Raw genomic sequence first — 12,980 nt, 5'->3', positions numbered from 1 at the left:
CGCCGCTCGCCGAGCGCGGCGAGCAGCCCCGCCGCGTCGGCGGCGAGGGTGCCCGCGTCGTAGCCGCCCGCCGCCCGGGTGGTCGCGCCGAGCCGAGCTGCGCCGCCGGATGCCCGGCGTCTCCCAGAAGATGCTGTCGGTGACCCTGCGCGGGCTGGAGCGCGACGGCCTGGTCGCCCGGCGGGTGGAGCCCGCCGTCCCGCCGCGCGTGCACTACCGCCTCACCGGCCTCGGCCTGTCGCTGGAGGCCGCGCTCGCGACCGTGCGGGCGTGGGCCGAGGAGCACATGGCCGAGGTGGACGAGGCCAACGCCGCCGCCCGGTCCGCCGAGGCGCGGCCGGGCCCTGAGCGCGACGTCCCGTGGCGGGGACGGTCAGCCCTTCAGCGCCACCCCGCCGTACATGGAGACCTGCGAGTCGTCGATCGCCTTGGCCTTGGCGTCGGGGCGCCAGTGGTGGACGGGGACGACGCCGGGCTCCAGCAGCTCGTGGCCGTCGAAGAACGAGGTGACCTCGGCCCGGGTCCGCGCCTTGGAGTTGATCCCGCGCGAGTTGTAGGCCGACACGGCCGCGGCGACCTGCGTGGGGGCGCTGTCGAGCGTGATCGTGGACAGGACCAGGAAGCTGCCCGCCGCGAGCGGCTCCATGAGCCGGCGGATGACCGAGCGGGCCTTGTCCTCGTCGTTGATGAAGTGCAGGACCGCGATGAGGCAGAGCCCGATGGGCCGGTCCAGGTCGAGGGTCTCGCGCAGCGCGGACGACTCCAGGATCGTCTCGGGCTCGCCTAAGTCCGCGTGGATGTAACGCGACGTGCCCTCGGGCGCGCTGGTGAGCAGCGCGCGGGCGTGCACCAGCACGATGGGGTCGTTGTCCACGTAGACGATCCGGCACGAGGGGTCCACCCCCTGGACGACCTCGTGCAGGTTGGGCGAGGTGGGCAGGCCCGTCCCGATGTCCAGGAACTGCCTGATGCCGCGCTCGGCGGCCAGGTAACGCGCCGTCCGGACCATGAACTCGCGGTTGGCGCGGGTGGACGTCCGCATGTAGGGCGCGATCTTGACGACGTCCTCGGCGGCGGCGCGGTCGACCGCGAAGTTGTCCTTGCCGCCCAGCAGGTAGTCGTAGACCCGCGCGGAGTGCGGCACGTTCGTGTTCAGGTCCGTGGAGGGCGGATCGAGATCCCCTGTGTCCCGCACCAAGCCTCCATGTCCCCGTATGGCGTGTCGTCCGGTGGCGTAATTCACAACCGTAGCGAGCGCCACCCGCCCGTGGGGCCGATGCCTGGAACGAACCGCGGCCGGAACCGGCAACCGTTGACAGCGCGTGGCCGTGGGGTGACAATCGTGCTAATAGGAAACTTTCCTATTAGATTTTCGCTGGTCACAGGCCCGGAGACCGTCATGGAGGCTCGCGCCCCACCCCCTCAGCGCCGAGCAACGAACGTCCCCGCAGTGGCCGCCCCGCGCGGCCATCGACCACGAGATTCGGAGCTCCCATGAAGAGAAAGATCATCGCCGCCGCCTCGGGCGCGGCGCTCACCCCCGCCCTCATCGTGGTGCTCGCCGGAACGGCCAGCGCGCACGGGTACATCAACTCCCCGCCGAGCCGGCAGGCGCAGTGCGCCGCCGGCACCGTCCCGTGCGGCTCGATCAAGTACGAGCCGCAGAGCGTGGAGGGCCCCAAGGGCCAGCGCAGCTGCAACGGCGGCAACGGCGCGTTCGCCGAGCTCAACGACGACTCCAAGGGCTGGAAGGCCACCTCGGTCGGCCGCTCGGCGACGTTCACCTGGACGTTCACCGCCCGCCACCGCACCACGAACTGGGAGTACTACATCGGAGGCACGCGCGTCGCCGTCGTCAGCGGCAACAACGCCCAGCCGCCGGGCACCGTCTCCCACACGATCAACCTGGGCAACGCCACCGGACGCCAGAAGCTCCTGGCGATCTGGAACATCGCCGACACGGGCAACGCCTTCTACTCCTGCGTGGACCTGCAGATCGGCTGACGCCCCGACCCGGTCCGCACGGCCCCCGGGCCGCCGGAACCAGGGCGGCGCCCGTCGCGAGCACGCGGCGGGCGCCGCACGGGCGTCCCCCGCGACGGATCCCTCGTCACCGGTGCCTGTCCGGAACCGGTCCACGACCGGCGGTCGCCGGGCGGGCTTTTGCTGAAACGATTTCCGCGAGCGCGCGGGGGGCCGCCGCTCGCGGTGTTCGTGACGGGGTGGGGTGCGCCGATGGAGCCGCTCGGGCCGGGGGATCCCCGCGAGGTCGGCGGTTACGCGCTGGCCGGGCTGCTGGGCGAGGGCGGGATGGGCCGGGTGTTCGCCGGCCGGTCGCCGGGCGGCCGCGCCGTCGCGGTCAAGCTGATCCACCCCGGGTACGCCCGGGACGCGTCGTTCCGCCGCCGGTTCCGCGACGAGGTGGAGGCCGCCCGCAAGGTCGGCGGATTCCACACCGCCCCGGTGGTCGACGCCGACCCCGACCCCGAAACCGGCCCGCCGTGGATGGTCACCGCCTACATCCCCGGGCCCACCCTGGCGGACGCGGTCGCCGAGCACGGGCCACTGCCCGCCGGCTCGGTCCTGACGCTCGGCGCCGGCCTGGCCGAGGGACTCGCCGCGATCCACGCCTGCGGCCTGGTCCACCGCGACCTCAAGCCGAGCAACGTCATCCTCGCGGCGGACGGCCCGCGCGTCATCGACTTCGGCGTCGCCAAGGCCCTGGACCGCACGGCCGTGACCATGGCCGGCGCGGTCGTCGGCACCCGCGCGTACATGCCGCCCGAGCAGGCGCGCGGCGCCGGCGTGGGCCCGGCCGCCGACGTGTTCTCCCTCGGCGCCGTCCTGGCCTTCGCCGTGTTCGGGGAGGGGCCCGGCACCGACGCCGGCGCGATGGCCGCCCGCCTCCTGGCGGGCGGGCCGCCGTCGTCCGCCCTGCCGGTGGAGGCGCGGCGGCTGATCGCGTCCTGCCTCGCCGACGACCCGGACGCCCGGCCGGGCGTGGCCGAGCTCCTGGCGGCCCTGGCCGTGATGAGGACCGGCGCGGCGCCGTCCGACGTGTGGCTGCCGCGGCCCGTCCTGCGGATGGTCGAGGACCGGGAACGGGACCTGGGCAGCCCGCCGCCCGGCCCGGACCGGCGGTGGTTCCTCGTCGCGGCCGCCACCGCCGGGGCCGCCGCGCTCGCGGGCGGCGGGATCTGGCTCGGCCGGAGCGGCGGGGGCCCGGAACGGATCTTCGGCGGAGGATGGGCGGACCTGTTCGCCGACAGAGGGATCCGGAAAGTCCTGCGCGACTACGGGCTCCGCGTCGGCGTCAACAACCTCTCCGGCATGGACATGACCGAGATCCACGGCGCGGAGCTGGAACGGTACGACTTCTTCCTCAGCCCTGCCGACAGCGTCACCGAGACCGTCAGGGAATCCTTCAGAGCCGCGGGTCACACGCCCCCCAACCCGGTACCGATCTTCGAGGACCGGATGGTCGTGCTCGTCCACCGGACATTGCTGGACTGCCTCGCCGAGCAGGACATCGTGCGGGCCGAGCACGGCTACCACGTCTTCGACGTCTGCAACTATCTGGACAAACGCCTGAACGAGTCCGGCTGGACGTGGGGCGCCATCGGGGGACCGGCGGGGGTCACGCAGAAAGACGCGAAGGTCGAGGTGGTCTCGGGCGCCCCCTGCCACGCCGGTGGCGGCGACCTCTTCCTGAGTCTGCTCATCCACGCCCACGAGAAGAGATACGACGTGAGCCGGGAACAGAAGGTCAGGGAGCTGGGGTCGCTGTACAAATCCAACTGGCCGATAAGCAGCTTCGACCTGCTGGGGCAATTCTTCTCCGGTTCCGAGTTCCCGATGGCCTTCGTGTACGAGCACGACGCGCTCAAGTATCTAGCGGAACACCGGGAGAACAGGCCCGTGGACTACCGGTTGCTCTACCCCGATCCGGGCGTGCTGTCCAAGCACATGTTCGTCGGCCGCGAGAGCGAGGGCGGGACGGCGCTGACCGGCAGGCTCCTGACGTCCCCACCGGTCCGGCGCGTCATGGTAGACACCTTCCACCTGCGCAGCGTCAGCGACCCCCGCCGCTTCGCGGCCGTGCTGAGGGCGCACGGGCTGGCGGCCTGTATCCGGACGGGCGGCACGGATGGCCTCCTCGATCCGCCGCCCCCATCCGACCTCGCCTCGTTCAGGCCGGCCATCATGCGTGGGCTGAGGAAGGACATCGTCGGCTGCAAACGGTGAGCCGGACGGCCTCGCGAACGGCCGGTGAACGGCGACGCCCTCAGCTGATGCGCTCGATGATGGCGGCCACCCGCGCGGGCATCGACAGGAAAGGAGAATGCGAGGAATTGAGCGCCACGACGTGCGTCGGATTCTCCGGGAAAGCGGCGTCGGCCTCGGTGATGAACCTTTCCTGGAGGCGTGGCCTGAGCGCCATGTCCTGCGCGCACGTGACATAGGTGCGCGGAATCGCGCCCCAGCCGTCCTCGGTCAGATGGGTGACGCCCCGCGTGATCTCCAACGGCGCGTCGGGGCTCAGCAGCCCCAGCGCGGCGTCGGCGGTGACGGGGTCGACGTCGCCGAGGAACGCCCGGCGGAGCTGGCGGCGGTACCCGGCGTCCGCCGAGGCGAGGTCGAGCCGCAGCGCCCCGATCACGGCGGGGTCGCCCCGCAGGGCCTCGCTCACGAGCCCGCCCGCGTTCTCGGGGGAGCCGGCGTAGACGTCGGCGGGCACCCCCGAGGCGGGCATGAACGCGGTCAGGTAGACCGCGTGCGCGACCAGGTCGGGCGCCTGCTGGGCCGCGTTCGTCAGCACGGCGCCGCCCATGCTGTGCGCCACGACCGTGATGGGCGCGCCGCGGCCGAGCCGCTTGATCTGCGCGACGAGCAGGTCACCGGCCTGCTCCAGGTGCACGTCCGAGACCGGCGACACCTCGGTGGCCAGGTCGTCCGGGTCGAACGGGCGGCTGGTCAGGCAGCGCGGCCGGCGGGCGCGCAGGCCGTGGCCCGCCAGGTCCACCGCGTGCACGGGACGTCCGGTGCTCGCCACGTGGCCCATGACCTCGGTCCAGCACCAGGAGCCGAACCAGAAGCCGTGCACGAACAGAAGCGGAGTGGAAGAGGAGGACATGCCGACTCCAGGGGGACGAAGGGGGAGCGGCGCCCGGGAGGGGCCGGGCGCCGCCCGGGACCGCTCTGCTGACGGTGACGTTCGCCAGGTCGAAATCACGTTCATGATCCTTGACAGTCGTCGTTTCGTCCGTTGACGACCGCCGTTGGGACAACACGGTAGAAGTCTCGCCCATGCCCTCCGATCCCGCTGACACGCCGAACTTCGGTACAGGAGCCTCTACCAGGCCATATCGAAGAGTCGCACAATGCATTTCCTCAGGAAATGCCAACACCGCACCGCACGCGGAGAAAGGCGAGACTCTCGGGGACGAGTGGCGCCGTGCCCCGGACCGTCGGTGGGAGGTGCGAGGATGCGACCTCCCCGAGCGATGAGGAAGATCCGTGTCCGACACCTTCTTGCTGGCCACCCGCGTCCCGATGAGCCGGGAGAACTTCGAGCGGTGGCTCGCCGCCCCGGTGCCCGGCCGGGGCGCCATCTCCAACCCGGAGGCGATGTTCGACGGCTGGCTCTGGGACGGCCGCCGCGTGGAGGGGGAGTGGGACATCGCGGCCGAGGGCGGTACGCCGCGCGAGTTCTTCGCCGACCGGGTGGAACGCTCCTGCACCGGCGACCCCGCGCTGACCGTCCTGCTGTACCGGGACGGCGCCCTGGAGGCCTACCTGGGCGACATGGGATACGACCAGTGGAGCATGCACATGGCCATGCGCATATTCGCCTCCGCCGGGCCCTTCAAGAGCGACCCCGAGGAGGACGCCGTCCTCTTCTGGGCGGAGACCGGCGGAAACCTGTGCGCCCCCGACTGGCCCGGCAGGCTCTCGGTCCTCCTGGTAGGCGAGGACCACGCCCGCTTCACTTCCGCCCTCGACCTCACCGGCCCCGTCACCGCCCTGCGCCCGGCCGAGGACGCCTTCTTCGCGATGATCGGGCAGACGGGCAAGGAGGAGGAGTCCTGGGACTGGAACTCGGGCAGCCCCTTCCGCTGCGAGGCGCCCCGCGCCCCGTCCTTCATCGACCCGTCCGTCCTCGCCTAGGCCCTCGGGACGCACTCGCATATGCAGATATGCAGCCGCATGGTTACTTTGCGTGACAGGTGGGGATGCCGTGGTGGGTCGCCGCCACCACACCCGGCCGGTGACCGGACGGTCGGCTCGCGCCCGGCGGGCCGGCGTTCGCGCCGTCTCGGCCCGCGCCCGGTGATCACGGGCCGGCACGCCGAGACGGCCCCGCACGTCCGTCCCGCCTGGTGAGCGACCGGTGACCTCGGTCGGAAGGCGGAGCCGGACGTGAGGGATCCGCGCCGGCGCCGCCGGCCGACGCCGTCCCGATGAGCGGTGCCTTCATGCGCCCGTGGCCGCGGGTGCCGGTGCCCTGTCCGCCCTTTCAGCCCGTGACCTGCTGCGTGTGGGCGGAAGCGTGCCCGGGGGCGCGCGGATCCCGAAGCGATGGTGACCGTGACACGACCTTTGGGGGATTCGACCATGACCATGACCACGACCGAGCGAGTTCGTGCCCAGCGCAGGCCGCGGCGTTCGCTTCAGCCGGCCGACGGGATGGACCTGACCTACCACCTGATGTTCGTCCGAGATGACGACGACCAGGGCTTCCAGCCGCTGGCGGGGCTGGAGCACCTGACGCTCAGCGACGGGGACCTGTACCTGGGCGAGATGCCGATCCGGACGGCGAAGTGGGACGATCACCTCGTCCGGTGGGTCCAGCAGACCCGTGGCCACTACAGCAGCGGCGTCCTCCAGTTCACCCATGGCGGGCTGCGTGTGAACGGCACGATCAGCCTGGGCACCACGGTCGAGGACGCGGTGCGGCTCACGCTGGTGGGCACCCTGCCCAAGCCGCATACGTACACCACTCAGATCACCAAGACGCGGTACCCGGAGAACCAGGACATCTCCCAGGTCCCCGAATCGGACTGGGCCGCCGGCCGCCGGCTGCGGATCAGTGACGTGATCAACGATCACGGCAGCTTCGACACGCTGATCGAGCTCACCGACGACCACGATCAGTTCCGGCCGATGAGCGAGTCCGACTTCCTCATCGAGGACGGCTTCTACGTGGTGAACGTCGTGGCCGCCGACATCGAGTGCGACGCGTTCGGCGACCCCGGCCTGTACAAGACCGCGAGCCTGCGATTCAGCACCAAGCTCGCCAACCCGCCCGGGGAAGGGGAGGTCAGCGCGCTCTGCGGCGACGAGGCCGGGACGATGGACGGGACGCTGGTGTGGCTGTGGAAGGCCGAGCTCCAGCCCGAGGCCGACCCGGCGGGCGACGGAGCCGGGGCGGAGTACCTCGCGCCGGGCCGGTTCCCCTCGCGCCCGCTGTCCTCGCAGGTGCTGCCCGGGGTGGACGCGGGCGCGGTTCTGCTCCAGGACGTCAACGACTATTTCGATGAGCTCTCATTGGACGAGCTCTATACCCTCATCCCGCCCGACGACATCGACCACGTCGACGAGAAGAGCAAGGAGAGCAGCCCGCTCAACAGCGAGATGCTCCGTGACATGAAGTGGGCGATGGGGCAGCAGGCCCCGGAGAGCGAATGGCTGTCGAAGTTCCTGCGGGAGGGAGCCCCCGTACTGGACGACGACCAGCGCAAGCTCGCCGAGAAGAGCGCCGACTGGTACCGCAAGTTCAGCAAGGCGTATCTGACCAAGTCGTTCGAGGAGTACAAGCGCAAGGACGGGCAAGGCTGGCTCAGCGACGCTCAGTACAAGAAACTGGACAACTACTTCAAGACCGGAATCGCCAAGGAGAAGGACTTCACCGTCCAGAACCAGGGCCTGTACATGGAGGCGTACATGCGCCTCGTCACCCGCCTCAGGGACTACACGGCCAATGGGGCCGGACCCGGCTGGGCCGCCAGGCTCCTGCCCTTCATCATCAACAGCTCGGGCTACTTCCAGCTGTTCAACAATTACCACAACCCCAAGAGCATGGAGGCCGCACTCAAGATCATCCGTAAGCAGGCGCTGCTTCTGCTGGCGCTCAATCCCGAGGGCACCGAGGCAAAGGAGTACTACCGGAAGATCACCGCGGGGCTGATGGGCAAGCTCCAGCCCGACGGCGTCAGCACCGACCGCGACCTGATCCAGAGCTGGCTGCCCACCACCCTGCTCCAGCTCCTCCAGAAGATCGCCGATGGCACCATCAAGGTCGAGGGCATCGACGCGGTCGAGGCCAAGGCGATGTACGACTACTTCCAGCAGCACATGGCCGAGGTCTCGGCCGACGTCGCCGACGTCCTCGTCATCTTCACGTCCGCGAAATCCATGTTCGACCAGGCCGCGCACCTCGAAGAGAGCTGGACGAACGGCAAGCTCTTCCAGAAGTGGCCGAAGCTGTCGCAACTGGGAAGACTGGCGTTCGCGGTCGTGTGGTGCGGGGCGCTCTACCAGATCATCACCACCCTGACCAGGGGTGACTGGAAGACCATGACCGACAAGGAGCGCGCCGAGACCGTCATCGAGGTCGTCGCCATCGCCCAGTCGGCGTTCAAGACGATCCCCCAGTTCTACAAGTTCACCCAGTTCGTCGCCGAGAAGATCTACGACATCACCAAGTGGTTCTGCTCGGAGGAGTCGCTGGCGAAGATCGACGCACTCGCCGGCAAGGTCAGCAAGGCCATCGACGGCTGGATCAGCAAGATCGGCGAGGTGCTGAAGCCGCTGCTGAAGGACAGCAAGATCCTCGAAAACAGCGTCTTCAAGGCCGTCTTCTCGGTAAAGGCCTTCAAAATCGCCATGAAGGCCCTCGGCGCGGCGGTCGCCTCGGCGCTGGCGATACTGGCGCTCCTGGACCTCATCGACGCCATCAACAAGGGCACCGCCATCGACATCGTCTGGAAGTCGGTGGACTTCGCCGTGGCCTTCCTGCTCGCCGCGGTCTTGATTCTCGACCTGTTCGTCGCCAGTACCATCATTCCCGTCATCGGTGTCGTGCTCGCCGTCGTCGGCGTGGTCCTGCTGATCCTCGAATGGTTCTTCGGCCCCAAGCCCGACGACCCGCTGGACGATTTCATGAAGGACTACGGAATCCCGTTCGTCAACAGCCTTCCCGAGCCCGAAAAGACCTCCAGGCCGTTCTTGTCGCGGCGGCAACTGCTACGCCCGGTGACGGTGTGAGCGGGCAACGCGGGAATCCCGGCCCCGGGGCCGCCACCGGAGCCGCCCCGTCGGCGACCTCGCGGGCGGCCCAGGCCACCATCGGCGGTCCCGGCGACACCAAGTCCCGCTACGTCACCACCCGGTCCACCACCCGGGGCGGCAGTGCCTTCACCGGCGGGCTCGACCTGACCCTGGTCAGCAAGGTCGGGCCCGATCCCGCCCGGCACGGCCCGGACGGCCAGGCGGACGGGGAGCCGCCCGGTCTCCCGGATGTGCGGGTCTTCCTCGGCGACCAGGAGATCAGCGGATGGTCGGAGTTCCACCTCGAAGACGACGTCCTGGTCCTGGGCTTCGATCTGAGCGCCGAGGCCGACGCGCTGTGCCCCGCCATACCGGGGCTGTACCTGACCGGTGAGGCCAGGTTCGAGAGCGCCGGGCACACCTTCACCGGGACCCTGTCCTCGATCTGCGAGGACCAGGACGGCACGCCCGCCTACAACTGGAAGGGCACGGGCACCGACCCGGCCGAGGGCGCCGTGCTCACCACGGCGATCACTCGCGGGCTACGGGGGACGGCCGTGCGCGGGCACGGCGGGGACGGCGTGGCCGCACGAAGCTCCGGCACCAGGTCGGCCGACGGCGCGAGATTCGGCGACGACGACTACGACCAGCAGCTGAGCAAATCAGTCGGGGACTACAGCGACTCCATCCATCTCACCGAGGAGGACCGGCAACAACTGGAGATCGCGCTCCGCCTGAGCGACGAGCCGAAGCTTCTCGACTACGTTCACAAGCAGCTCCAGGACGACGCGGCCGGTTACTCGTCCTTCCTGTGCTACTACGACCATTCGTTCACCATGTGGGAGCTGTCAAAAGATCCGACCGAGAGCGAGAAGTTCTGGGCGGAGATGGGGCGCATCCTGACCGGGCTGGCCCTGATGCGAACCACGAATTCCGACTGGCGCATTCTCGATGTGCAGAGGATGCACCAGGATCTCGACCGGCTCCTGAGGAACGAGAATCCGGCATTCGCGCACCTCGCCGAGGGGTACTACAGACAGTACGACATGGGCGGGCTATGCCTGCCCAAAGATACGGACACAACCTTCACCAAGGTGTTCCCGGAGAATTCCAGGCACACCTGGCAGCAGTGGGGCGAGCGTCTGGCCGGGCTGATGACCAGCCCGGAGTACACCGCCGTCGAGCAGGCCAGGCGGCAGGCGGGCGACGAGAAATGGTATCAGCGGCTCCACTGCAATCTCGTCAAGCTCGAAATACTCTACTGGGCGTCGCGAGAACCGGTGGAACAGTACTGGAAGAAGCAGCTCGGCGGATCGATACCGCAGCAGTGGCAGCCGGGAAGAAGGGCCGTCGCCCTCTACTTCCCGGACGACACCTACAGCTACGAGATCGATCTCGACAAGAGCGGCGACTGGGACTGGACCAAGCAATGGATCGACAAGTACGTCCCCGACTACAAGAAGTGACCGCGGCGGCCACCTGACCGTCCGGCAACGCAGGTCACGCGGATGACCGGTATCGGCGACCGTCCACCGGACGGTCGCCGATACCGAAGCACCCACCTTGCGAGGCGAACCCTACGACATAAAGGATCTCGGTTCCCGGCCGGGACGGCTTGCAAACTCGGCTCATTGGCCGAGGTGTTTCCCCTCTGAAGGGCGGCGATGAAGCCGCGGACCCTCGTCACGGATGGCGTGGAGGTGGATGTCACGCCCAATCTCGTAGAGATTCGCATGAGGTGTGCACGCAAGTGCCCTCGGGTAGTGATGCCTGACGAGGAGCCAGGGGGAAGGGAGAGGTCATGGTCGATCGAAAGTGCCGTATCGCTCTGATTACCGGAGTCATGTCGGCGACAGGTCTTGTCGCTGAGAATGCGGCGACGCCGGCCAGTGCGCAAAGTGCGGTGCAGGCGTCATCTCTCGGCTCATATCAGGGGTCCGACCCGCCATGTCCCTGGAAGCTGGGGTGCGAGAGCAGCGAGGACCGTAAAGTCGTGAAGAGGAAAATCCTACTCAACAATGAAGGCGACTTCACGTACGGATGGTGGGACTTTACCAGGAGCAATAGAGACAATTTCTGTGCAAATCTGAAGATGCAAGATAATATGGAACAATATTATGGCAGTTATTGCGACTATGATAGTCCGCCGATGTGATCTCCCGGCCGGCGACGTGACCGATCGAGACTAAAGGGCATGCCAAAATGTTCATGTAGCGCGACCGAATGCACTCGCGAGCCGTCCTTCGACCTCTACGTGATCGACGCGGCCCCGTTTCCGGCGGCCAGCAGTTCCCGGTAGCCGAGAACGACCGGTTCGGCGCGGCTCCGCGCCGGGACGGCCTCGGCGACCTGGCGGGCCAGGCTGCTCACCATGAGGGTCCGCTGCTCGGCGGGCTGGGCCTCATAGACGGCGTGCGCTTGCCGGACGCCCTCGCTCGTGTCACCGGCCCGCACATGCCCTGCCGCGCGCATCAGTTCGAGTTGAGCGTGGACGCGCCCATCGTCGGCGGGAAGCATCTCCCGGCCACGGGCGACGGCGGCATCGAGTTCGCCCTGCTCGCCGCTGTACGCGTGGCACCATGCCTGGGTGTAGCGCAGACGGTGCTCGGACCATCCGTAAATTGACCGCGTCTCACGGGTCACCGACGCGGGCAACCGCTGGAAGATCTCCCCGCACGCCCGCAGTTCGGCCGTCGCCTGGCTGGATGCCCCCTCCTGCGCAAGCATCTGCGCATGGGCGGCACGGACGTGGATCAGCCCTCGGCGAGGAGCGGCCGGTGCGCGGTCGATGATGCGGCTCGCCTGCCGCATCAGGACGACGGCGGGCCGACGCTCGTAGAGGCCGTGTATGAGCCGCTCTCCGCTGACCCACAGACTGAGGTCGGGGTCGCGCGAGGAGTCGGCGGCGTGCTGCGCGGTGGTCCACCAGTTCCGTGCCAACTGCGGTTGGTCCATGTTGCTCAGCGTCTTGGCCATGGGCAAGGCCAGGCCACCGGTCACCCGGTACCAGTCGGGCAGGTGTCGCAGGGCCGGGCGGCGGGAGGTGGTCCGCTGGATGGCCACCAGATCGGACGAGAGGTTCTTGAGCAGTTCGGCGGGCGGCACCAGCCGATAGGAGTGACCGTACTCGGCGACGGTCTCCTCCCATTCGTCGAGGTGGCGGTCCTCGCCGAGGCCGATGGCGTGATCGACTCCATCGCGGATCTGGTGAATGGCCTCCGCTGCCGGAGCCATCGTCACGCCGAGGGTCGCGAGAGCTTGCAGGAGGCGGCGTCGCTCCATTTCGTCGTCCTCATTCAGGGGGTGAGGGACTTCACTCCCCACGGTACCCACCGGGACGGCCTCTTTGGCAGTTGTCCTTAGGAGTTCCACGAGGCGGCCCCCGCCGCCGAGGATCTCGTCGAAGCGCTTGGCCGTTCGCTCCGAAGTGCGCTTGCGGTCAAGGCAGATCTTGGAAAGGTGCGAGGCGTCGCAAGGCACCTCCCTTGCCAGCGCGCGGACGCCGATCCCACGCTCGATCATGAGTTCACGGAGTGCCTTGTCGAACGTCTCGGGCATCGTTTCCCACCGTTTCGCGCTGGTGTGGACCGTTATGGGAAGCGGTCCGGGACCATTTCGTCCGCGCTAACGCCGTATGGGTTCTCGTGGTGAGCGGATGGCATCAAAGGGTGACCTGAACCCCCGGCCGGGCCCAATTCGCCGGGGCCCGG

Annotated in this window: 9 protein-coding genes and 1 pseudogene; 7 read left to right on the top strand and 3 right to left on the bottom strand. The window is 68.7% G+C overall.

All coding sequences use genetic code 11. The features are described from left to right. Positions 1-109: 109 nt before the first annotated feature. Positions 110-235: pseudogene (locus tag E1291_RS44545) on the top strand (winged helix-turn-helix transcriptional regulator); the annotation flags it as partial. Between the two features lie 138 nt (positions 236-373). Here E1291_RS44545 and E1291_RS07290 read toward each other — a convergent pair. Next, positions 374-1,195: an SAM-dependent methyltransferase gene (locus tag E1291_RS07290; RefSeq protein WP_131736962.1), complete on the bottom strand. Its 822-nt coding sequence runs from the start codon at positions 1,193-1,195 to the stop codon at positions 374-376. A 299-nt stretch (positions 1,196-1,494) separates the two neighbouring features. On the opposite strand from E1291_RS07290, the gene E1291_RS07285 reads away from it, so the two are divergent. Then, positions 1,495-2,004: a lytic polysaccharide monooxygenase auxiliary activity family 9 protein gene (locus E1291_RS07285; protein ID WP_131736961.1), complete on the top strand. Its 510-nt coding sequence runs from the start codon at positions 1,495-1,497 to the stop codon at positions 2,002-2,004. Positions 2,005-2,235: 231 nt separating this feature from the next. Beyond that, positions 2,236-4,245, top strand: a complete 2,010-nt coding sequence (locus E1291_RS07280) for a serine/threonine-protein kinase (RefSeq protein ID WP_131736960.1) — start codon at positions 2,236-2,238, stop codon at positions 4,243-4,245. A 40-nt stretch (positions 4,246-4,285) separates the two neighbouring features. Here the strand turns inward: E1291_RS07280 and E1291_RS07275 are convergent, their stop codons facing one another. Further along, positions 4,286-5,134: an alpha/beta fold hydrolase gene (locus E1291_RS07275; RefSeq protein ID WP_131736959.1), complete on the bottom strand. Its 849-nt coding sequence runs from the start codon at positions 5,132-5,134 to the stop codon at positions 4,286-4,288. A 383-nt stretch (positions 5,135-5,517) separates the two neighbouring features. Here E1291_RS07275 and E1291_RS07270 point away from each other — a divergent pair, with 383 nt between their 5' ends. From E1291_RS07270 to E1291_RS07255, 4 genes are all read left to right on the top strand, one after another. Continuing rightward, on the top strand, positions 5,518-6,168 hold the full coding sequence (locus E1291_RS07270) for a hypothetical protein (RefSeq protein WP_131736958.1): 651 nt from the start codon (positions 5,518-5,520) through the stop codon (positions 6,166-6,168). Positions 6,169-6,615: 447 nt separating this feature from the next. Then, positions 6,616-9,267, top strand: a complete 2,652-nt coding sequence (locus E1291_RS07265; RefSeq protein WP_131736957.1) for a hypothetical protein — start codon at positions 6,616-6,618, stop codon at positions 9,265-9,267. Further along, positions 9,264-10,736 carry a hypothetical protein gene (locus E1291_RS07260; protein WP_131736956.1) on the top strand — a complete coding sequence of 491 codons (1,473 nt, stop codon included), beginning with the start codon at positions 9,264-9,266 and terminating at the stop codon, positions 10,734-10,736. The genes E1291_RS07265 and E1291_RS07260 overlap by 4 nt, the downstream gene beginning before the upstream one ends. Positions 10,737-11,071: 335 nt before the next feature. Next, complete coding sequence (locus E1291_RS07255; protein WP_131736955.1) at positions 11,072-11,425, top strand: hypothetical protein; 354 nt, start codon at positions 11,072-11,074, stop codon at positions 11,423-11,425. A 95-nt stretch (positions 11,426-11,520) separates the two neighbouring features. Here the strand turns inward: E1291_RS07255 and E1291_RS07250 are convergent, their stop codons facing one another. After that, entirely contained in the window at positions 11,521-12,828 is a 1,308-nt protein-coding gene (locus E1291_RS07250) for a helix-turn-helix domain-containing protein (protein WP_131736954.1), read from the bottom strand. Positions 12,829-12,980: the final 152 nt, after the last annotated feature.

This window comes from Actinomadura roseirufa (assembly GCF_900659635.1).
GTDB lineage: Bacteria > Actinomycetota > Actinomycetes > Streptosporangiales > Streptosporangiaceae > Spirillospora > Spirillospora roseirufa.
This window is presented reverse-complemented; position numbering and strand designations above follow the sequence as displayed.